This window comes from Secundilactobacillus pentosiphilus, from assembly GCF_002217985.1.
GTDB lineage: Bacteria > Bacillota > Bacilli > Lactobacillales > Lactobacillaceae > Secundilactobacillus > Secundilactobacillus pentosiphilus.
This window is the reverse complement of sequence record NZ_BCMI01000012.1, coordinates 36,218-59,639: the sequence shown is the minus strand read 5'-3', so window position 1 is coordinate 59,639 and position 23,422 is coordinate 36,218. Positions and strand designations below refer to the sequence as shown.

Sequence of the window (23,422 nt, the reverse complement as noted above, 5' to 3'; positions counted from 1 at the left end):
TTACACACACAACTATTTGGTATGTTGAATTTATTAGATCGGACACCGCTTATGGACGTGAATGGAGGCAATCTTATGAGAAAAGTACTCATTCAAGTTGTCTCAGTGATCACGCTTGTATTCGGAACTTGTTACCAAAGCGTGCTGGCTTTGGCGGATGATAGGTCCCGTACCGAATTATCCGGCGTCCAGCTGAACGATTCAAAGGGTAATAAGTTACATCAAGTGAAGGTCAATGAGACTAACGAGCTGGAAATGACAGTGACAGTTAACAACAAGGATGGTGAAAACGCTGAAGGTGAAGCAGCAATGTGGCTGCCCGAAGACCAATTGAAAGTCATTCAAGAACGGGTAGAGGCGGAGTCTGCAGTGACGGACACCAACGCAACCTTGATTTTTGAACGCAAAAATAAGCAACCGCAGCTGCACTGGAAAGACGTGAAGACGAGTGCAACTTTCAAGCTGAAGTTGCCAGTTCAGTTCACATCACCTATGACCAGTATGGCACTGCCAATTGCGCTGGGGAGTCAACGTGAATACCTGCAGCCAATGACAGCGGTCAGTGCAGATGCCACTGAAGACGAGATGAAACAAGCTGGTGAGGCAACCCAATTGCCAGCAAATACGTTACAGTCCCTGACGTCATTTATTGACGCGCAGAAGGCTCAGCAAGCACAACAGGAGCAACAAAATGCTGAACCGGAAGCACCTGCAAAGGATGAAAATGAAGCCAAGGACGCAGCTAAAGAGCAAGCAGCCAAAGAAGATGCTGAGGCAAAACGGGCAGCCGACAAGAAGGCTGAACAAGACGTTGAAGATCTGAAGAAGGAAGCTGCCAAAACCGATGACGCACTGAAGAAGAACAGTAAGACTGTGACGGCTGAGAGCAAGTCGGACGGTGCGAAGCGGGAAAGTCAGAGTAAGAAAGAGACTGAGGCAGAAGGTCGAAATCTAAACGACATATTGGCAGGTAATACGGGTGCCGATAAGAGTTTGTTTGATTCTGTAGCAATTGAACAAGGTGGTAAGACAACCCAGCTTGATCCAGAGAAGCCGCTCGATGTAAGTGATTTAAAGGATTTCCAAGTACATTACAAATGGAACTCAGATTCATTACTTGATAAGTTGGGTGATCATAAAATTCAAAATGGTGATTATTACACCTTTACAATTAAAGGTTTGGATTACAATGGCGATAAGACTGCCGGAGATCTGGTTGGTAATAATAAAGAAGTATTCGCCAGATGGACAATAACTGAGCCAGAGAAAGGTCAACAAGTCGTACGAATTCAATTCACGAATGAAAAAGCCAATGAGACCACAGTTGAATATGAATTGTCGTTAAGTCAAAAATATGATGGTAAGAATCCAATTGATTTTGAATACAATGAAGAGGGCATTTGGACTGGAAAACCTGTTGAAGTTAAATCCATGCTGACTAAAGAGGGTAAGTTTATCGGAGGTCATAAGATTGAATGGACAATGACTTTAAAGGCTCAGGGTCTTAAGTTTAGCGAACTAAAGTTAGAAGATGTGATTAATGCTAATGCGGAAGGCAAAAAGCACAACTTCATCCGAGATAGTTTGAAAATTAGCTATGCAGGTAAAGAAGAAGTAGAGGGTGCAAGCCTACTCGGCAAGTTTAACGCGCCAGATTTCAGCGTTGCCAATAAGTTAACGTTGACTGGTAAGACACCAGAGCCAGGCGCAAATGAAAACGACGATATTATCCATGATGATATTGTGATCCGAATCCAGACAGATTACGATCAGGCTATTACCGGGTCCTTCTTTAACCGAATCGGTGGTCAAGTTGGTACTGATGTCCGTATGGAAAATGTTAGTGCTCACGTGACTACAACTGAGTTAAACAAGATTGCCAAAGATTACGCAGATGGTATCTATACTTGGGAAGCTAACGTGGCAATTGACATGGCCCAATTCAAGGACGAAGAAGGAAATATTGACGAATCAGTAGCAGCTAAAGCAATCCGAAATATGAAAATTACGGATACTTTAAGTGGCCCACATCAACTTCAAAAAGAACTTGATTTAGAGATCATGATTGGGGAGTATAACGCTACTAATGATTTCAAAAATACGGCTGCGGAAGGATCTACGAAGGAATTTGTTTTAGTACCGAAAGACGCTTCAGTAGATGCTCTATTGAACGCATTGAAAAACGATCAAACAATAACGCTGACCTATAAAACTCAGGAAGATAAAGCAGGTAACGTTGGCGACATCAAGAACAAACTTGGACTGGAATTCCAAGGTGAAGATCGGTTTGTAGAAACGCCTGGCAAACCAGGTTTAATTAGCAAGGGCAGCAGCTTATCACGCGAAGTTCATCATGATGGTAAAGCGCACATCAATTGGACTGTGACGGCAAACTCGACAAAACGAGAATTTGATGAGCTTAAGTTAACCGATGTCTTACCGGAAGGAACTGACCATAATGAAGTGTCGCATGTTCTTGTCAACGGTCAGTCACTGGAGAACGTTAAGGGTGTCACAATGGTTGAAGGATGGGTAACCAGTACGAATCCAGTAGCTGGGAAAAACCCGTATGGATTTACTAGAGTGAAGCCAGAAAATGATAAAAACGCACGAGCAGCACTCCAGTTTATATTCGATAAAAGTTTCTCAACGCACCAAATTTCGATTACTTTCCAAACCGCCCATGAATGGGGTAGCGATTACCACACTAACTTAGTGGGCGCTGCAACGAATGAAGGAATTTATCAGTACACTTCAAAACGACAGGATATTGATGAAGAGACCCGTGACGGTGGTATGAAGGATGGGAAACTGCATCTTGATACCAGTCCCCGGGGTGATAATAACTATGTAACTTGGACGCTTCGTTTTGGTAGCCACCTTAACCACTACTTCGGTAAGGCGGAAGGCCAGACCGACACCATCACGGTTACAGATACACTAAATGGCGATGGTCCGCGCTACCTGAGTTTTCCAGGAAAGAAGACAGATTTCACCCTGTATTCATTAGATAGTAACCGTAACAATCCTAAAGAAATTGGGCAAGATCTGTATGACATTGACTGGGATAAAAATTCAGACAGCCGAGGTAAGCGAGCGTTCACGATTACATTTAATGATAAGGTGCCAAAGGAAGGATACACTAATTTTCAATTGGTATTTAATACACCTATTGACATCAGTGCTTGGGAAAAGGTAGATAACCCGCCATCGCATATTCCAAACACCCATAAATTTGAAAACACAGCGGATGTAGAATATGCCAACAAGCATATTAAGGATTTAGAAGCCAGCGAATCGTTAGCTTCTGAAGGCCTTTACGGACAGAAAACTGCCAAAGAAGTTGATGGTTCATTCTTAAATTGGGAAATCATTGTCAACGCACTGGGACAAGACATTGGTAAGCCTGAAATTAACGATACACTAACTGAAAATCATCGACATTCAGTAGATCGTGATGATATTGAATTGGCGTTCATAACGCCGAAGTATACAACTATCAATAATGGTTCAGGTTACAAGGTCGAAGTTGATAAAAGTAAACCGCAAGATATTTTACCGAAAACGGATTACTCGGTTGATTACGATGGTAATCAGAAAATGACGATTCAACTGAAAACAAAAGTTGACCGGCCTCTGGTAATCCGTTACAAGACCATCATGAATGGCGGAAATGGTGAGTATAGGAACAATGCTAGGATTTCCGTTCATGGGTATTCCACACAGTATACAGCTAAGCATGATATTACTGGGAGTGCGTCCATGGAAGACTGGACCTTACGTTTCCTAAAGGTTGATGGTTCTGATAAAGACAAGCCATTAGCTGGCGCAACTTTTAAATTGCAACAATTAAACAAAGATGGTAAAACCTGGGACGAAGCAAAACGAATGGATAACGGCGAAGGATACGGTGAAGTTGAATCGGGTCCAGATGGTTTGCTTCAGTTCCATTCATTAGGAACACGCGCAGAGTATCGACTAGTTGAAGTCTCACCGCCAAAGGGACATTCTAGTCAAATGAACCCGTTACAATTTAACAAAAAGGATGCTTTAGCAGCTGGCTGGGATAAAGAAACACATAAAATCAAAAACTATTCAACAACACCCGGTAACCTGACACTTAGCAAAGCAACTAAGAATCTCGACAACGAAAATAGTTTCAAATTTGAGGTTCGTGCGGTGGATGAAGAAGGAAATGTAAATACCGGCTTGCAGGGCACTTACGAGATTCCAGGCGTCGGTGAAGTGAGCTTCCACAACGGTGTGAGTGAAGAGATCGCGGTACCCGCTAACAAAGAACGTACCATCATTGGGTTGCCAACTGAAAAAGTTGACGCTGATGGCAACACGTCCGCCCAATATTATGATGTTCGTGAAACGAGTACCAGTGACAAATACAACACCCAGGTTGCAGTCGGCAATGACGACCCGGTTTGGGGGAAGCAGACTAAGCCATTTAAGCTGAGTACCAGCACAGCCGCACCAGTGATGATCTTCTTCACTAACACGGCTGCTACAGGTGACTTGGTTGTTAACAAGACAGTTAGCAGCAAGACTGAAGACGAAATAAACGCCTCGTATGAGTTTACAATTGAAGCTGACAAGGATAGCAAAACGAAGGTGGCCAACAAAACCTATAAGACTGAAGGAACCAGACTTAATGAGCTTAAATTTAAAGACGATGGTACAGCAACCTTTAGTCTGAAACATGCTCAGCAATTGAAGGTGAAAGGCTTGCCAGAAGGGGTTAAATTAACCGTGACTGAAAAGGCCACTGGTATGGTAACCACCTGGTCAGTCAATGGTGACAACTATGTGAATAGTACTGAGCCGGTCACAATCAGTACGGACGAAACGCAGATTTACGACTTTAAGAACAGTAGTCAGCCAACGGGTCAGCTTCAGATCACGAAGCAAATTGCCGGTGCGATTCCTGCTGATGAAGTCTTTAAGTTCGAAATCAAGGCAGATTCAAGCGTTGATGGTAAGTATCCTTACGAAACTTACACCGTTTCTAACCAGCATCCAGGCCAAGCTGGAACGCTTGAGTTTGAGAATGGAAAGTTAACGACACCACTCTCCTTAAAGGGTGATGAATACGTTAAGATTAAGAACTTGCCGCTTAATCAAGCATTTACGGTAAGGGAATTACCTCTTAGCGATAAGGATATTGAGACGACTTGGCAGATCGGCACTTCCAAGGAAGAAGGAATGGAAGCTGATCCAATCACACTGAAGGATGAAAATGATATCGCTAGCGTCACGTTTACTAACCAGTTACCAAATGGTTCACTGACGTTAGGTAAGAATGTTGTGGGCCTTCCAGGTGATTATGCAACGAAGTTTGATTTCACGATTCAAGCCGAGGATGCAAACTCAATCGATAAAGTAAGGAACAAGACGTTTACGGATGCCTACAACGTTGTGCATGAAGTTGACTTCGATAAAGATGGAAAAGCTAACATCAGTTTACGTGATAGCCAAAGAGTAAAAATCCTTGGCTTGCCTGCTGGCATCAACCTGCGAATCTCGGAAGCAAACAACCCAGATTTCAACGCGAGTTACAAAGTTGATGATGAGGCAGACGAAGAAGACGCTGACGGTCCGAGCGTAACTATCGAAGACAATGAAAACACTGCGGTTAGTTACACGAACACCAGGACTAAAAAGGGCGAACTGATTGTCAGCAAGACGGTTAGCAGCACAAACAAAGACGAATTAGATGCTAAGTACCACTTCACAGTTCAAGCTGATCCGACTGATGAAGTTGCCAACAAGACTTTTGAAGCGGATGGCGCAGGCTTAGATGAACTGGAATTTGATAGTAAGGGTCGAGCAGAATTAGATCTGAAAGATGGTCAGCGACTGAAGATTTTGGGCTTACCAGTAGGTGTAGAATTTAAGGTAACTGAAACTACTCCTGAAACTGATATGGACACCACTTGGTCAATTAACGGTGGTGACTATACCAATAATGACAAGTCAGTGACAATTAGCGGTCAAAAACCACAGATTGTCGACTTTAAGAACAGTAGTTATCCAACGGGTCAACTGCAGATTACGAAGCAAATTGCTGGTAGTATTTCGGCTGATGAAGTCTTCAAGTTTGTGGTTAAGACTGATTCAAGCGTTAACGGGAAGTACTCATATGAAACTTACACTGTTTCTAACCAGCATCCTGGCGCAGCCGGAACGCTTGAGTTTGAAAATGGAAGGTTAACAACACCATTGTCCCTGAAGGGTGATGAGTACATTCGGATTAAGAATTTGCCGCTAAATAAGGAATTTGCGGTAAAGGAACTTGCTCCAGACAATTCAGACATTAAGACAACTTGGCAAATCGGGACTACAAAGAAAGACGGACGTGCCGCTGAGCCAATCACATTGAAGGATGAAAATGATATCGCGAACGTAACGTTTACTAATACGTTGCTGAATGGCTCATTAACATTAACGAAACGAGTATTGGGTGCTCCGCAGGATCCCGGAACTGCCTTTGAGTTTACGATTGAAGCTAGCGATGATTCTCTCGAAAAGGTTAGGGATAAGACCTTCCAAGTTGATGCAGATTTTATGGATGAAATTCACTTCAATGATGATGGTCAGGCAACACTTAAACTGCGTGATACTCAACGAGTAAAGATTCTTGGCTTACCTGGTGGTATTACGTTGCGCATCTCCGAAAATTCACATCCTGACTTCAACGTTAGTTACAATGTTGGAAATGGTGAAGAAAAAGAGGATGAAGCTGGTCCTGCCGTGACTGTTCAGGAAGGTAAGAATACTACTGTGAACTTTACGAATACCGGAGTGATAAAAGGTGGCCTGATGTTAGAGAAACGTGCAGAAGGGTCTTTCCCAGTAGATAAAACTGTCAGATTTATGATTAATGCTACTGCTTTGGATGGCGAAAAAGATCCAGAGAAATTAAATGGTGACTTTGAAGCAACCTTGACTAAGAATAATGGTTCTAGTACTCAGCAGAAAGTTAGTTTTGAAAATGGTACAGCTAGAGTGGCAATTAAACCTGGCGAATCACTGTTGATTAAGAACTTAGATTCTGGGTCTTACCAGGTTTCTGAAAGAAGACAGGGTCGCCATGTGGTTACAACTTGGGATATCGGTAATACCAGTGGTATTGGTTTAAGAACCGATGAAGTAAAAGTTGATGGAAATGACACTGCTCATGTGCTGTTCACTAACAAGATCGCCACGGGTAAACTTGAATTAAACAAATTCGTTGCCTCGCATGATGATGCGGATAAGGACAAAGAATTTAAGTTTGAAATCCAGACAATTAACGATGACGACAAAGCATTAGTAGCAGCCAAGTCTTACGAAATTTCCGGATACGCTGGAACTAAACGAATCGAGTTTGACGAAGATGGCATTGCTAAGTTGTCATTGAAGGACGGTCAAACAGCTACAATTTCTGGATTACCAGCTGGTATTGAATTTAAAGTTGTTGAAACTGAAACACATGACTTAGATGCCTTTTGGAATGTGAATAATCTGAACGATTATGAAAAAGTGATAGATGATAACTATCCAGAAGTCACTATCACAGAAAATCAAAGTGACGTTGTCTCCTACCGTAACGTCCGTGATCCGGTCGGTAGCCTTCGAGTAGATAAAGTGGTGAAGGGTGCCTATACTGACGACAACCGTAAGTTTGAGTTTGAAGTGGCCGCTCAAAAAGAAGTTGAAGCTGATCCTGATGCAGAGACCGAAACTGAAGGGGACACTGATGCTGAGACTGAGGTTGAAGGTGAAGATGACAAGACAACGTGGGTTACTGACGATTCATTTAACGGTGAATATAGCGTGAGAATCTACAGCAGTGATAATGAACTGCAAGAAAGTCTGAAAGTCACCTTTGAGGATGGGATAGCGAAGCTCGAACTCAAGGCGGATCAATATGCTGTGATCAATGGCTTACCGCTTAAGGGCGAAGATGACAAAGATGCTCAATTCCAAGTAAGCGAAGTGGATCCTGAGATCGGCAACATGTCAACGACTTGGGCCGTCGATAACGGGACTGCAACCCCTGGTTTAGTAGCTGAACCGGTAGCATTAAATGATACAGATGTGCCAAAGGTTAAGTTCACTAACAGTCTCGAAACAGGCAGCCTGGTGCTTGACAAGAAGCTTTCAGGTGCTATCTCTGACGCAGACAGGAATCAGACGTTTGAATTTACGGTAGACGCACAGACTGAAGATATTGATGAACCAGGCGAATGGAAGACGGATGAAACGTTTGCTGGTGATTACGTGGCAACCAAGACCGACGCTGATGGGCGGCAGACCACGAGCAACGTGACCTTCACAGATGGTCAGCTCGCTGTCCACCTAAAGGGCGGAGAACGGCTGCAGATTCATAATTTACCAGCGGGCACACACATGGTGGTTAACGAAAACGTTGATGGCGACTACAATACGAGTCATCAAATCGACCATGGCAGCGTAACGCCGGGCGCAACCACTGATCAAATCACGATTTTAAACGGTGATGATCTGGCAGTAACGTTCATCAACGAACGGCCAGTACTCCCTCAAGATGCGTGGTTAAGCTTAACCAAGTCAGTGATTGGTGAAAATGGCGAACGCGATCGCGGATTCGAATTTAACGTTCGGTTTCTTGACGATCAGATGAATCCGGTAACCGGTACGATTGATTTCGTCAAGACATCGTCAGTTGGCGGCTATGAACCTGGTCAAATGATGCTTGAAGAAGACGGCAGCGGTTCGTTTGCACTGATGGATGGGGAAACGATTCGCTGGCAGCTGCCAAACGGGACTCACTATCAGATTACTGAAAGTGACTACTCGGCGGACGGCTATTCGACAAGTATCAGTCAAGGCCAAGAACCAGAACGGGAAGGTCTCACGACTACCGGTGTGGCAATGGCTAACGATCCGGTAAACGCGAGGGTGGTTTACTACAACCGCGCCGACCCGACACCTGAGGATGAACCGCATACCCCTGAAGATCCGGAAACAACTACGCCAGAGTTAGTTCCGCCAGCTCCAGAATCAGGCGGGGCAGATACTGAGGCGGTAACCGAACCCGGTTCAGGGACGCAGGCAACTACCGGTACCACGGGTACTGCAGGGACAACTCGTCCGCAAGCTTACGTTGGCGGTACTGGCAGTAAAGGGTTCTTGCCACAGACGGGTGAATGGCTGAAGCAAAACTGGTTACTCGTGTTAGGTCTAGTGATCCTGTTAAGCACAGTTGGCTTAATCATCAGATCTAAACGTAAAAAGAGCTGATGGTATTTCTAAGATCAGCTAGCTCGCTGGTTTCAGTGAGTTAAGGCAAACTGAGCCCCGGTATCATTTCTGGTTATTCGGAAATGGTGCCGGGGCTTTTGATGGGCCACCGTTTCGACACTTCGCTCTTGACCGCCCACTGACAAACGCATAAAATAGCATCTGGAATTCAAGTTAATTAAAACGTTTTACTAATTCAGGAGGATCGTTTATGAAGACTCAGGATGAACTGAAAAAAATTGCCGGTTATAAGGCTGCTGAGCTGGTGGAAGACGGGATGACCGTTGGCCTCGGTACTGGTAGCACAGTGCGTTATTTACTGGATGCACTGGGTGAACGTATCAAAAAAGACGGCGTACATTTTACCGGTGTGCCAACGTCTAACCGGACGGCTGAGTACGGTCGCAACCTTGGGATGACCATTAAGTCATTGGACGATGTGGATACCATTGACATCACCATTGACGGCGCGGATGAAGTCGATCCCCAGATCAATGGGATCAAAGGCGGCGGCGGTGCCCAGACTTGGGAAAAGCTGGTGGCAACTAACTCTAAGCAGTGTGCTTGGATCGTTGACGAAAGCAAAGCTGTCGATCAATTAGGCAAGTTTCCGCTACCCGTTGAGGTGCTGGAATACGGCCACCACCAACTGGTTAAACGGTTGGCTGACTTGGGCTACAAGCCAGAAGTCCGTCAAAAAGACGGCAAATTTTTCCGGACGGATGAAGGCAACATCATTGTTGACCTGCATTTAGGGAAGATTGCTGCACCCTACGATCTTGCAGATGAACTGAGCAACATGACCGGGGTTGTGGAACACGGCCTGTTCTTAGATATGACTAAAACGGTAGTGATTGGAACTCAAAATGGTGCGGTCGTTAAAACCAAATAAGTCCTAAAATAGCGGGTCAGAATTAATCATTGTCCCGACGATATTTACGCAGTCCAACGGCTGGTCAAAGTTGACCGGTTGTTGGGCTGTTTGTTGTTATAGCGGGGTTAAGCGGTGCCTTTAGAAGCGGTAAATTTCTCCTAAAAATTTTTAGCATTTGTATTGTAACCGGTTACATTCCATGTTATTATATAACCGTGGAAGAGATAAGGGACCGGTACCAGGGCGTTTCCAAGTTGTAGAGTTTTACCGATTATGAAGTTGATCCCGTTTTGTAGATCGAAGCTAATGATTGGCAACAAACAGCATAAACGTTTGGTTCCATCTGTTTAGAGTTTCAACAATGAGTTTCACGAGGTTCATATGTTTCATGTGCTTTATGAGTAACAGGTTTCACCATGTAACAGGATGTAAAATGCTTCACGCGGGAATTTCTAACGAACGCTAGCCACCTAAGGCTTTTGTTCCACCACTAATTGAATATGAGTTAAATGCTTAGCGTTTCTGCAAAAACGTGCGAATATCTTAGATGTAGTGATATTTTCTTAGGGGTTACAAAGAGTTCGAATGTGATGTAGGCTGGGTCTACGCGATGGTTATGCAATAACCTCTTGAGCGTAGAGAGTCGAGTTCATGAGATTCAATAAGATTCACGATTTCATTTCCAGTTAAACGGTAATTGAAACTAATATAACTATTACGGCAGTTGACTAGAAATAAGTATTTGAGGCGATAGATTATCATTTTAATGTTTACGAAACGGGTAGACTGGTCAAACGGTTCCGTCTCTTCCAACATAGATTCAAAAGTTTCATAGGGGCTCAAGGGTGAATGAATCATATTTCAACCTTGAGTCTAATTTTTTGGCCTTTTTTGGACCTAGTTATTCAAATAGAAGTGATATAATGTAATTCCTTGGCAGGGGCAACATTGAGGGGAAATTTCCCTGAGAGAAGGATTTACTAAAATTAGTAGATTCTTTTTTTATTGCCATTTTTAGGCAATGAAAGGGCTTTCTCCAATAATTGTTGCCTTGTTGCTTTACTCATCAAGCTTTAATCTTCACTGAAGGACCGCTGAGATTTCTCGAATGTGTGTTTACGGAAGCTTTAAAACAAGGTAAAATGGGATTTGCTTACTTGTTTATTTTAAAGAAGTAAGTGGTGGTTATTGCGAAGTCTGCGGATGTGTAACCGATTATTTTTGAAAGCGCTGAACTTTTTTAGCCGTTTGGTACGCAGTTTGTGCCATTATTCGGAATTCCAGTCAACAAGCGGCTAGATCAGCAAAGCGTTCTTCTGAAACAGTTTAGTTGCGGATCACACAGCAAAAAACAGAAAGAAGGTTTAGTTTAATGTCGATGTACTTAATCGTCAACATTATTGGGGTTTTAGTTTATCTCGGGATCGCGTTTCTGTTCTCGAAGAGTAAAAAGACGATCAACTGGAAGTCCACTGCAATTGTCTTAGTGCTTAACTTGGTTATCGCTTGGATTTTAACTAGTTTCGCTTGGGGCCGTGATATCGTTTCCGGTGCCGCTGCAGGATTCAACTGGTTAGTTCAAGTGGCTTACAAAGGTATTGTGTTTGCCTTACCTAACTGGGTTACACCACAGTTCGGCGGGACTGCTAAGTCAATGAACTTCGTTACCAGTTCACTGCTGCCTATCCTGCTGATCGTGCCAATGTTTGATATCTTAACTTACATTGGTTTCCTGCCTTGGGTCATCAAATGGATCGGCCGCGGCTTATCAGCTATTACTGGTCAACCAAAGTTCGAATCATTCTTCTCAGTTGAAATGATGTTCCTTGGTAACACCGAAGCCTTAGCCGTTTCACGTCTTCAAATTCAATCAATGCGTGCAGAACGTAACGTGACGTTGGCTATGATGTCGATGTCATGTATTACTGCTTCCATTGTCGGGGCTTATACCCAAATGGTTCCTGGTAACTACGTTTTGACGGCCATTCCACTGAACATTTTGAACGCCATTATCGTGACGAACATTTTGAACCCAGTGACAGTTAAGCCTGAAGAAGATACGATTGCTAAAATCGGTGGTGCTTCAGCTGCCGAAGAAGCCGAAATGGAAGATGGCAAGAAAGAACCATTCTTCTCATTCTTGGGCGATTCTATCTTGGGTGCCGGTCGTTTGATCTTGATCATCGCTGCTAACGTTATCGCTTTCGTTGCCTTAGCTGCTTTGATCGATAAGCTGTTAGGCTTGATCAACCCATGGTTATCACTTGAACATATCTTGGGGATCATCATGTTCCCATTTGCATGGTTGATGGGTCTGAACGTACACGATGCGTTCCAGTTCGCTCAATACATGGGGACGAAGTTAGTCACTAACGAATTCGTTGTTATGGGTAAGATTGCCCCAACAATTCACAACGTGCAGATGTATGGTGCTCACTATCAAGCACAATTGACAGTCTTCTTGACTTCATTTGCTAACTTCAGTACGACTGGTATGATTATTGGTGCCTTCAAGGGCTTGGCTGACAAAGAATCTAACGCTCTGATCTCTAAGAACGTTGGTTACATGTTACTGTCAGGGATCTTGGTATCACTATTATCAGCTGGTATCGTGGGCTTATTTGTTTGGTAATCACCACTTACGCATAAGTCAATTAATTAAGTATTAAAACCACGAACAGCCCAGATCGAGGAATACTTTCGGTCTGGGCTGTCATGGTCTAGGGCGTCGAAACTGACAGCAGTCAGCTGAAACCCATCGTTTAAAATAACGATGCAACCCCGATCACAACCGTCTCAACGACGAAAGGATAGGGATTATTTACATGAAACAAGCGCAACAACTTGAAGCAAAGAATAGGTTGTCATTACGAGAAGTATGGCAAAATAAGACGTTGCTGAAGCAAGAAATCATTGCGGGATTGACTGGTTTCTTTGCCATCTCGTACATCATTATTGTGAATCCAGTGATTCTTAAGGATGCTGGCATTCCCACAGATCTGAGTGTGTTTGCCACCATTATTAGTTCCGTGATCGGCTGTTTGATCATGGGGCTCTTCGCTAACGCACCGGTGATTTTAACGCCGGGGATGGGTGTAAATGCGTTTTTTACCTACACCATCTGCGCCACAATGGGCATGTCCTGGCAGGTCGCGGTGGCCATTTCAATCGTGGCCAGTGCCATTTACGTGCTGGTTGCCTTTACCAGCTTAAGCTCGGTGTTGGCAAAGGCCATTCCCGCCTCGCTGAAAAGCGGGATTACGGCGGGAATTGGACTGTTCTTGGTCGAAATTGGCTTGGAAAAAGCCGGCTTGATCGTTGCCGGAAAGACGTCGCTGATCGTTTTGGGCAATTTGACGTCACCCGCCACGCTGCTGGCCATCTTCGGTATTTTGCTGAGCGTGATCTTATATCTGCGGCAGGTACCGGCCAGCTTCCTGATTGGAATCGTCGTTACCAGTGTGCTCGGTGTGGCCTTTGGTATTCGTGATGAACAGAGCGTCAGTGTTCATTTGTCACGGTTAGCTGAGTATCACCAAATCGTGCTTCATGGTGACCTTTCCAAGGCGCTGACGATTCCGTTTATTCTCGCAGCATTCTCCATGACCATGATCCTCGTGTTCGAATCCATGGGGCTCCTGCAGGGGATCTTGCCGGATAACCGGAAATTCAAACGGGCGTTTCAGGCAAGTTCCGTCACCGCGCTGATTTCTGGCATGCTGGGAACCAGCCCAACGGTGGCAGCTGCCGAAAGTGCCTCCGGAATCGAATCTGGTGGCCGGACCGGCGTGATGTCGATCACTGCCGGCGTCCTGTTTGCCCTCTCTATGTTCTTTGTTCCGTTGCTGGCGTACGTCCCACAGGCGGCCATTGCACCGGTGATCATTATTACCGGCGCCCTCATGATGGCGTCCATCGGCTCAATCGATATGCACGATTTTGCTGCCTGGTTCCCGGCGTTTCTGATTATTGTGCTGATTCCACTAACTAACAGTATTTCGACTGGTCTGGCATTCGGTTTCGTGTTCTATCCCATTTTACGGATGGCTAGCGGCGATGGCCGAAACGTCAGCCCAGCAATGTACGTGTTAGGCGGATTGTTTCTCATTGATTTGGTTTTAAGTGCTCTACTATAATAAAAAATGAGTATGGAGGCTATTTATTATGACAATGAAAATTATCATGGATACTGATCCAGGTATCGACGATGCAGCTGCAATCACCATGGCAATTAACGATGACAACATCGATTTGAAGTTGATCACGACGGTTGCTGGTAACGTCACCGTGGACAAGACTACTAAGAACGCACTGAAGCTGGTTCGCTTCTTTAACTCCGACATTCCAGTAGCAGCCGGTGCTAAGCAGCCGCTGATCAAGCCGTTCGAAGACGCTGCCCGAATTCACGGTGAATCAGGAATGCCAGGATATGATTTTCCAGAAGACCTGCCAAAGCCAATGGCTAAAAGTGCCGTTGAAGCACTCCACGACGCTATCATGGTTAGTGATGAAAAAATCACCTTGGTACCAACGGGATCGTACACCAACATCGCTCTCTTATTCTCAGAATATCCAGAAGTAAAGGATAACATCGAACGCATCGTTGCCATGGGTGGCTCACTGGGTATGGGTAACATGACCAGTGCCGCCGAATTCAACGTCTTCACTGATCCTCACGCTGCTAAGATCGTTTACAATTCTGGCGTGCCGATCGTGATGGTTGGCTTGGACATTACCATGAAGGCTTTACTAACGCCTGAAAGTCTTGAAAAGCTGCCTAAGTTAAACGAAACTGGTCAAATGCTGCATGACATTATCATCCACGATGGTGATAACTCAGACAGCGGTATTGCCATGCACGATGTAAATACCATCTTCTACCTGCTTCACCCAGAAGCAATCACTACTGAAGACATGTGGGTGGACGTTCAGACTGAAGGCCCAGCAATGGGTGAAACGGTCGGCGACATTCGCGGTGCTTACCACGATGGCAAGACCAACGCTTCTGTCTGCGTTGACATCGACGCTGCAGCCTTTAACAAGTGGTTCATCGAAGAAGTTAGTCACATTTCAAAGTAATTTAATTTAGTTCAAACGCTGTTTATACCACTATACAAATAGACCGCACCAAGCTGTAAGGGGCTTGGTGCGGTTTATTTATTTGGCTAAAAAATCGTCTTGGATGATTTCCAATACGGGTGAATGTCTTGTATAATTGGAGGGTGTGAAACAAGGTGAGCCAGTCTCTGCCCACTGTAACCTGATTCGGCTATACAGACTCAGAGCTTCCGCTACACTCCAGGCGCTTGGGGGCTGGAACGCGGTGGCTCGCTCCGGAGCTAGTGCAACATAGCCGAAACGTGCTTCACGAGGCAGAGAGTTGCATATAAGTCACTTAGACCATAAACCCAAGTTCGGGGTTTCTGGTCTAAGCACCTTATATTCCACTCTCTTAACGCCTCGTTCCGCACTCTGGCCTCGAATGGATCTCCTCCGTCTCGCGTGATGCTAGGCAGCAGCCAGTGCTTCGCACTGTCAGCTACCAAGTATTACCGACACCGCTGAGCCCCAGCGCCTTCCGTTACGCTGACATAGTGGCCAAACTTCTTCATAGAAGGGCATTTGCGTCAGCAACCTAACTGTTAAGTCATTGTAAGTGCAGGATATAAATGCAGTGGAGTGTTCAGGGTAAATCGTGGTGTCGATGATGTTAGCGAGCGTTTCTTGCTCGGTTACATCATCAGGCGACGGAGGAGATCCGCCCCAAGCGAAACGCAGGTGCTAGCTCCGGAGCGCCTGCACGACGAGTTACCCTGAACACGGAACGAAATGAGCTGCAATGCATTCTCGCAACACTACTATAAAATATTTGTGTAGCAAGTGATAATTAGCACTGAAGCGCCTGCACAACGAGCTGCCCTGAATGCGGAACGAAATAAGCTAACAGTCGCGCCAAAACCACCCATAAAAAAGTTCAAAAAAGCGAGCAATAACCACTTGTAAGAGCTTGCGTACATACCATAATTAATGTAAAGTATACTAGAGCGTGAAACAAAGTGTTTCACAGAATGTCTTAGGAGATTTCAATGAATGATAGCCAATTTATTGCTGCGTTAAAAGTCCAAGGAATTACGGTTTCCGAGGAGCAAATGCAACAGTTCGACCAGTATTTTAAAGTTCTGGTCGACACGAATCAACACCTTAATTTAACAACCATCACTGAACGCGGTGACGTTTATCTGAAGCATTTTTATGATTCAGTAACGCCCGCCTTTTATGCACTCGAATTACGTACTGAGAAGCTGACACTTTGCGACGTTGGTGCCGGAGCCGGTTTTCCATCGTTACCGATGAAGATCCTGTTTCCTAATCTGCAAGTAACCATCGTGGATTCCTTGAACAAGCGGATTAATTTCTTGAAGGATTTGATTGCTGATTTGGGCTTAGACGGTGTGAACGTCTACCACGCGCGGGCTGAAGAGTTTGGCGGCAAGCGTTCCGAACACCGGGAAGCTTACGATGTCGTTACCGCACGGGCAGTAGCACGGATGAGCGTATTGAGTGAACTATGCTTGCCACTTGTTAAACTGCACGGCCAGTTTATTGCGTTAAAAGCACAGCAGACTGAATCAGAACTGGCACATTCACAATCCGCAATTGCCACGTTAGGCGGTAAACTGAGCTTAGACCAATCATTTACCCTGCCTGAGTCAGGGGACGAACGGCACATTGTGGTGATCGATAAGGTCAAGCCGACACCCAAGCGCTACCCACGAAAGGCTGGAACGCCTAACAAGGAGCCACTCGGCGATTAGTTAGAAAGGGGGACGATTAGGATGGCGTTTTCGTTATTTGGTCACGATAAATCCAACCAGCGAGAAACCGAAAACATTAAACAAAAAGTGGTCATGGTACCGGTAGATGCTATTGTGCCAAACCGGTTCCAGCCGCGGCACGTTTTTAATCAGCGCAGCATTGATGAACTGGCACAAACCATTGCGGATCATGGTTTACTGCAACCAATCGTCTTACGGGAGTACGAACCGCATCAATACGAAATCATTGCCGGGGAACGGCGCTATCGGGCGGTAAAATCGCTGAAGTGGCGTGAAGTACCGTCGATCATTCAAGCATTATCAGATGATGAGACGGCTTCACTGGCGCTGATTGAAAACTTACAACGGGAAGGGTTAACCCCGATTGAAGAAGCACAGGCCTACCAATCCTTGATGAAGCTGAACCAGTTGACGCAAAGTCAGCTGGCAAAAGACGTTGGTAAAAGCCAGTCATTTATCGCAAACAAATTACGGCTGCTGAAGCTTAGTGAACCCGTTCAAGAAGCTATCATGAACGAAGAGATCAGTGAACGGCACGGCCGGGCACTGTTGGCGGTGACGCCCAAGCAGCAAGAAAAACTGTTAGAACGGATCATTGCTGATCATTTAACCGTCCGTGATGCGGAACGGCTGATTCAGCGCCACCGTGCTAAGGAAAAGCCAAAGCCGAAGATCAAATCAGTTTCAGCCGATACCCGCGTGGCAGTCAACACCATCAAAAAATCGTTAAAGATGGTCAGTAACGCTGGTCTGAAAGTGAAAACGACGGAAGAAGATCATGATGATAGTTACCGAATTACTATCGACATCATGAAAAAATCATAAAAAGGAGTGACGAAAACCGATGGCAGATATAATTGCGCTTGCGAACCAAAAAGGCGGGGTCGGCAAAACGACGACTGCAGTGAACTTGGGTGCTGGCTTAGCCAACCTGGGCAACCACGTATTGTTGGTCGATATCGATGCACAGGGGAACGCTACCAGTGGGGTTGGCATTGCCAAGTCCTCCATTTCCAAGGACATTTACGACGTTCTGGTTAATGAAGAGCCAATTGCTGATGTGATCTTACATACGAGTCATAAAGATTTAGACATTGCGCCAGCAACCATTCAACTGTCAGGTGCTGAAATTGAACTGACGGCTCAAATTGCCCGCGAGACTCGTTTATTAGATGCCCTTAAAGCCATTCAGGATCAATACGATTTCATTTTGGTGGACTGTCCGCCTTCATTGGGTCTGTTGACCATTAATGCCTTTACTGCCAGCAACTCCATTTTGATTCCAGTTCAATCGGAGTACTACGCATTGGAAGGGCTCAGTCAATTGCTCAATACGATTCAACTGGTACGCAAGCATTTCAATCCTAACTTGAAGATTGAAGGCGTTTTGCTGACCATGTATGATGCCCGAACTAATTTGGGCCACCAAGTAAATGAAGAAGTGAAAAAGTACTTTAAAGACAACGTTTACGAGACCATCATCCCACGTAATGTCCGGTTATCTGAGGCACCAAGCCATGGGTTACCAATTATGGATTATGATCCGAAGTCAACCGGTGCTCAAGTTTATTCGCAACTCGCAAAGGAAGTGGCAGCTGCTCATGGCAAACAAAAATAATAAGGGACTCGGACGCGGCATTGAAGCATTATTTGCGGATAATAGCGTTGACCCAAATGTAGAAACAGTGATTGATATTAAACTCGATCAAATTCGCCCGAACCCGTATCAGCCACGGCAAAAGTTTGACCAGACGGCACTGAAGGATTTGGCACAGTCGATTAAAAAATCGGGTGTGTTTCAACCAATCATTGTTCGTCAGCCGGATCCAGAGGTTTCTCGTTATGAGATTCTAGCCGGTGAGCGGCGTGTGCGGGCTTCTAAGTTGATCAAGAACGAAACGATTCCAGCAATCGTCCGGGAAGTCACTGAACCGCAGATGATGGAAATTGCTGTGATGGAAAACTTGCAGCGTGAAGACCTGACACCGTTAGAAGAGGCTGAGGCCTACGAAATGCTGATGAGCAACTTGAACTTAACACAGGCTCAGGTTTCTTCACGGTTGGGTAAAAGCCGGCCGTACATTGCCAACTATTTACGGTTACTAGGGTTACCAAAGCAAGTGAAGGAACTGCTGCAAAAAAAGCGTCTGTCAATGGGGCAGGCCAGAACGTTGCTGTCTTTGAAAGACCGGTCGCAGATGGTGAGTCTGGCTAACCGGGCTGCGGATGGTAAAATGACTGTGCGGGCTTTGGAAGGCGTCGTCAGTAAGATGAACGGTCAAGCGGCCGCAAAACCGAAGAAGCACGTCAAGCAGAAGTCGCCTTATTTGCGAGCGGGTGAAAACGTGCTCCAAGAGAAGTTTGGGACGCAAGTAACGATCAGTGAGTCTAAAGAAGCCGGCCAAGGCAGGATTGAAATCGAGTATATGTCAGATGACGACTTAAGCCGTATTCTGGATATTCTCGACGTACATTTAGATTAGGAGTGATTCGATGTACGATTTAGGTGATTTAGTTGAAATGAAGAAGCCGCACCCATGTGGTGTTAACCGCTGGGAAATTATTCGAATGGGTGCCGATATTAAAATCAAGTGCACCGGCTGCGGCCATATCGTGATGCTGAGCCGTCGCGAGTTTGAAAAAAAGCTGAAAAAGGTTTTAGAAAAGAAACCAAAAACTGACTAAAAAGGAAGAGTGAGACTTTATTATGTCATTAACAGCAGGAATTGTCGGCTTACCAAACGTTGGTAAGTCAACCTTATTTAACGCGATTACCAAGGCAGGAGCCGAAATGGCTAACTACCCATTTGCAACGATCGATCCTAACGTTGGGATGGTTGAAGTACCGGATTCACGACTAGACCGGATTCAAGAATTGATTCCAGCTAAAAAAGTGGTTCCAACCACGTTTGAATTTACCGATATTGCCGGCATTGTTAAGGGTGCCAGCAAGGGTGAAGGTTTAGGAAACAAGTTCTTGGAAAACATTCGTCAGGTAGACGCTATTGTGCACGTTGTGCGGGCGTTTGATGACGATAACATCACCCACGTTTCCGGTAAAATCGACCCCATCGATGATATTGAAACCATTAATTTGGAATTAGGTTTGTCAGATCTGGAAGCTGTCGATAAGCGTTTGGCAAAGGTACAACGGGCCGCTAAGGGCAGCGATAAGGAAGCTAAGGCTGAACTGGCCGTTTTGAATAAGATCAAGCCGGTACTTGAAGCAGGTAAGGGTGTTCGTTCAATCGACTTTGACGAAGACGAACAAAAGATCGTTAAGGGACTGTTCTTGCTGACCAGCAAGCCAGTACTTTACGTTGCCAACATTGCTGAAGATGATATGGCTGATCCAGAAAAGTCCAAGTACTTCCCAGCAATCAAGGATTATGCTGCTAAGGAAGGCGCCCAAGCGATTGCTGTGGCTGCAGAAGCCGAAGAGGAAATCGCTGAATTGGACGATGACGAAAAAGCGGACTTCCTAGAAGCTGAAGGCGTGACGGAACCGGGCTTGAACCGGCTGATCCGCGCATCATATAAGCTGTTAGGTCTAGAAACCTTCTTCACGGCTGGTGGTAAGGAAACCAGAGCTTGGACCTTTAAAAAGGGCACTAAGGCACCACAGGCGGCCGGAATTATTCACTCGGACTTTGAGCGGGGCTTCATTCGTGCGGAAATTATGGCGTACGATGACTTAGATAAGTTGGAGTCGGAAGCAGCGGTAAAGGATGCCGGAAAGCTGCGTGTTGAAGGTAAGGATTACGTCATGCAAGATGGGGATATAGCGGAGTTTAGGTTCAATGTCTAGAGTGCGGAACCAAGCGGTTAGGGAGTGGAGTATAAGGCGCTTTTGACAGAAATCCTCGAACCTGGGATTTGTGTCAAAAGTGACTTATATGCAACTCCCTGCTTGGCGGAGCACGTTTCAAAAGCAGAGTGTGTAGCCAAGCGGTTAGATAGCGGAGTGTAAGGCGGTTCCGGTAAAAATCCTGGTCTTGGATTTATACCGGAACTGACTTACATGCAGCTATCTGCTTGGCGGAACACGTTTCAGCTATATAAAATTAGACCACCCCAATCCAACCAGAAAAGGAGATTCCAATTTGAGCGAGAATGATAAACGCAATGCTAGTGCGCAGCAGCGTCAACGTAACGCTGCTGTTCACCAGGATCGTAATAGTGCAGCTAAAAATGAGCGGGCTGCTTTCGATAACATTGGTTTGACTAAACGGAATGCAGACTATTTATTCCGGTTTAACCAGGCGTTGGAAGCAACTCAGCTAACGACCGAAAAGAAGGCAGAAATCGTCAAGCAGACGACGAGTGAACTGCTGGAAGGCCAAAAAACGGGTAAAACCGCCCGTAACTTGTACGGCAGTGATATTGACGCCCGTATTAAAGAGATTGTTGAAGGGCCCAAACGGCCGGCTGGTGCCACGGACCCCTACTGGCCAAGTGTACTTTATAACGGGATGAACTTTTTCACGATGTTCTGCTTTATGTTTGGCCTCATGTTCCTGTTTGCACCGGCTTCACAGAAGGATAATCAAGCAGTCGGCATGTTCTCAATCATTTTATCTTCAGTGATTGCAGGATTAGCGTTACCGATTATTCCACGGGCTTTCGATGCCAAACGTGAACATAAGTACTCGCTTTGGATTCGGGTCTTATCTGCGTTGGCATTCCTAGTTCTATGGTTGCTGTTATTCACATTGACATCAATGCTGCCAAGTTATTTGAACCCAGCTATCGGTGCATGGCCAATGCTTATTGTTGGGGTATTTGGCGCTTTGACATCATTCGTCGTCAAAAGCCATTACAAATTGACCCAGGGCTTTTTTGGCAGTACAGCACCAACCCGTCGTAAATAATGCGTCATTAAGAGACATTACGTCGTCTCAACTAAAAATCAGCTTGATAAGCAACCGTTTTGGTCAGTGATCAAGCTGATTTTTGTATACCTAGGATGAGGATGCTCCGAACAAAACGAAGCTAACTTAATAAATTGTTCCCAAATTATTTAAAAATTAAGCTTAAGAGCGTGCTTTGAGAACATGTTTGATGAGAATTCGAAACTTAAATCTTACAAGTTAATGAGAATCCTTGCATTTTCTGAAAGTCGCTGGTATATTACCAAACAATAACAAAAAAATTAATAAGGGAGCGTTCATTTCAATGACAACTAATTGGGATTCGAAGTTTCAAAAACAAGGGATTACTTTTGATGACGTGTTGCTGATACCTGCAGAAAGTCATGTGTTACCGAATGATGTAGATTTAAGGGTCCAGTTAGCTGATAATTTGAAATTAAACGTACCGTTTCTCAGTGCCAGTATGGACACTGTTACGGAATCAAGAATGGCAATTGCCATGGCCAATAATGGTGGCTTAGGTGTTATTCACAAAAATATGTCCAAAGAAGCTCAGGCTGGCGAAGTGGCTAAGGTTAAAGCTGTGACCAGTGATCAAATTGGCAAGCACGCCGCCGTTGATGATCAGGGCCGGCTATTAGTTGCCGCAGCTGTCGGCGTGACATCCGACACCTTCGAGCGGGCTCAAGGCTTACTTGACGCCGGTGCTGATGCCATCATCATTGATACGGCCCACGGTCACTCAGCGGGTGTTTTGCGGAAAGTTGCTGAGATTCGCGAACAGCTTCCGGATGCTACCCTGATTGCCGGCAACGTTGCCACTGGTGCAGGTACCCGAGCATTATTCGAAGCCGGTGTTGACGTTGTGAAAGTTGGTATCGGTCCTGGTTCCATCTGTACCACAAGAATCGTTGCTGGTGTCGGTGTTCCGCAACTGACAGCGATTTACGATGCCGCTGAAGTTGCTCAGGAATTCCACAAACCGATCATTGCTGATGGCGGCATCAAGTACTCCGGCGATATCGTTAAGGCGTTAGCAGCCGGTGGTAATGCCGTTATGCTTGGTTCAATGCTTTCAGGTACGGACGAAGCGCCCGGTGAGGTTTTTGAAGATAACGGGAAGAAGTACAAGACCTATCGTGGTATGGGGTCACTGGCAGCCATGGAACATGGTTCAGCTGACCGTTACTTCCAAGGCGGTGTCAACGAAGCCAACAAGCTGGTGCCAGAAGGAATCGAAGCTCGCGTGGAATACAAGGGCAGCGTCGACGACATCATTTTCCAAATGGTCGGCGGTTTACGTTCTGGGATGGGGTATACAGGCTGTGAAACGGTTCAAGACCTTATTGATGACGCACAGTTTGTACGTATCTCCAACGCTGGCTTGATTGAGTCGCATCCCCATGATGTACAGTTGACTAAGGCAGCACCTAATTACAAATAATTAAACCAGTTTAAAGACGTTTAGAAGCCTGAGAGAGGTTATCAATTAGATTTCTCTTTGGGCTTCTTTTGTTTATTCCAGAAATCTGCTGTAGAATTTAATGAGAACCTTAAATTAACGGAAT

General features: G+C 45.3%; 13 protein-coding genes. All 13 read left to right on the top strand.

Going from position 1 to position 23,422, the window contains the following annotated elements; translation table 11 throughout:
- The first annotated feature begins 75 nt into the window (after window positions 1-75).
- Window positions 76-9,273, top strand: coding sequence for a DUF7601 domain-containing protein (locus CES81_RS07240; protein ID WP_089121249.1), 9,198 nt, complete (start codon window positions 76-78; stop codon window positions 9,271-9,273).
- Between the two features lie 211 nt (window positions 9,274-9,484).
- Window positions 9,485-10,165 (top strand): ribose-5-phosphate isomerase RpiA, encoded by a 681-nt coding sequence (gene rpiA, locus CES81_RS07235; RefSeq protein ID WP_089088959.1) that lies wholly within the window; start codon window positions 9,485-9,487, stop codon window positions 10,163-10,165.
- A gap of 1,360 nt (window positions 10,166-11,525) precedes the next feature.
- Complete coding sequence (locus CES81_RS07230) at window positions 11,526-12,779, top strand: NupC/NupG family nucleoside CNT transporter (RefSeq protein ID WP_089121265.1); 1,254 nt, start codon at window positions 11,526-11,528, stop codon at window positions 12,777-12,779.
- 193 nt (window positions 12,780-12,972) lie between these two features.
- A complete protein-coding gene (locus tag CES81_RS07225) occupies window positions 12,973-14,283 on the top strand; it encodes an NCS2 family permease (protein ID WP_089121248.1) in 1,311 nt (436 codons plus the stop codon).
- A gap of 28 nt (window positions 14,284-14,311) precedes the next feature.
- Window positions 14,312-15,226 (top strand): ribonucleoside hydrolase RihC, encoded by a 915-nt coding sequence (gene rihC, locus CES81_RS07220; RefSeq protein ID WP_089121247.1) that lies wholly within the window; start codon window positions 14,312-14,314, stop codon window positions 15,224-15,226.
- Window positions 15,227-16,233: 1,007 nt separating this feature from the next.
- A complete protein-coding gene (gene rsmG / locus CES81_RS07215) occupies window positions 16,234-16,962 on the top strand; it encodes a 16S rRNA (guanine(527)-N(7))-methyltransferase RsmG (protein ID WP_089121246.1) in 729 nt (242 codons plus the stop codon).
- A gap of 21 nt (window positions 16,963-16,983) precedes the next feature.
- Entirely contained in the window at window positions 16,984-17,808 is an 825-nt protein-coding gene (gene noc, locus CES81_RS07210; protein ID WP_089088955.1) for a nucleoid occlusion protein, read from the top strand.
- A 19-nt stretch (window positions 17,809-17,827) separates the two neighbouring features.
- A complete protein-coding gene (locus tag CES81_RS07205; protein WP_089088954.1) occupies window positions 17,828-18,601 on the top strand; it encodes a ParA family protein in 774 nt (257 codons plus the stop codon).
- A complete protein-coding gene (locus tag CES81_RS07200) occupies window positions 18,585-19,466 on the top strand; it encodes a ParB/RepB/Spo0J family partition protein (protein ID WP_089088953.1) in 882 nt (293 codons plus the stop codon). Before CES81_RS07205 ends, CES81_RS07200 begins: the two co-directional genes overlap by 17 nt.
- Before the next feature lie 10 nt (window positions 19,467-19,476).
- A complete protein-coding gene (locus CES81_RS07195) occupies window positions 19,477-19,668 on the top strand; it encodes a DUF951 domain-containing protein (protein WP_089088952.1) in 192 nt (63 codons plus the stop codon).
- Between the two features lie 22 nt (window positions 19,669-19,690).
- Window positions 19,691-20,791, top strand: a complete 1,101-nt coding sequence (ychF, locus tag CES81_RS07190; RefSeq protein ID WP_089088951.1) for a redox-regulated ATPase YchF — start codon at window positions 19,691-19,693, stop codon at window positions 20,789-20,791.
- Window positions 20,792-21,086: 295 nt separating this feature from the next.
- A complete protein-coding gene (locus tag CES81_RS07185) occupies window positions 21,087-21,854 on the top strand; it encodes a DUF1129 family protein (protein WP_179211662.1) in 768 nt (255 codons plus the stop codon).
- 304 nt (window positions 21,855-22,158) lie between these two features.
- Window positions 22,159-23,298 carry an IMP dehydrogenase gene (gene guaB, locus CES81_RS07180; protein WP_089121244.1) on the top strand — a complete coding sequence of 380 codons (1,140 nt, stop codon included), beginning with the start codon at window positions 22,159-22,161 and terminating at the stop codon, window positions 23,296-23,298.
- Window positions 23,299-23,422 lie beyond the last annotated feature (124 nt).

Excerpts from the sequence above, each read along its gene's own strand:
- rpiA (WP_089088959.1), top strand. The coding sequence starts at position 9,485 with ATGAAGACTCAGGATGAACTGAAAAAAATTGCCGGTTATAAGGCTGCT.
- guaB (WP_089121244.1), top strand. The coding sequence starts at position 22,159 with ATGACAACTAATTGGGATTCGAAGTTTCAAAAACAAGGGATTACTTTT.
- rsmG (WP_089121246.1), top strand. The coding sequence starts at position 16,234 with ATGAATGATAGCCAATTTATTGCTGCGTTAAAAGTCCAAGGAATTACG.
- CES81_RS07205 (WP_089088954.1), top strand. The coding sequence starts at position 17,828 with ATGGCAGATATAATTGCGCTTGCGAACCAAAAAGGCGGGGTCGGCAAA.
- ychF (WP_089088951.1), top strand. The coding sequence starts at position 19,691 with ATGTCATTAACAGCAGGAATTGTCGGCTTACCAAACGTTGGTAAGTCA.
- CES81_RS07225 (WP_089121248.1), top strand. The coding sequence starts at position 12,973 with ATGAAACAAGCGCAACAACTTGAAGCAAAGAATAGGTTGTCATTACGA.
- CES81_RS07195 (WP_089088952.1), top strand. The coding sequence starts at position 19,477 with ATGTACGATTTAGGTGATTTAGTTGAAATGAAGAAGCCGCACCCATGT.
- CES81_RS07200 (WP_089088953.1), top strand. The coding sequence starts at position 18,585 with ATGGCAAACAAAAATAATAAGGGACTCGGACGCGGCATTGAAGCATTA.
- noc (WP_089088955.1), top strand. The coding sequence starts at position 16,984 with ATGGCGTTTTCGTTATTTGGTCACGATAAATCCAACCAGCGAGAAACC.
- CES81_RS07240 (WP_089121249.1), top strand. The coding sequence starts at position 76 with ATGAGAAAAGTACTCATTCAAGTTGTCTCAGTGATCACGCTTGTATTC.
- rihC (WP_089121247.1), top strand. The coding sequence starts at position 14,312 with ATGACAATGAAAATTATCATGGATACTGATCCAGGTATCGACGATGCA.
- CES81_RS07230 (WP_089121265.1), top strand. The coding sequence starts at position 11,526 with ATGTACTTAATCGTCAACATTATTGGGGTTTTAGTTTATCTCGGGATC.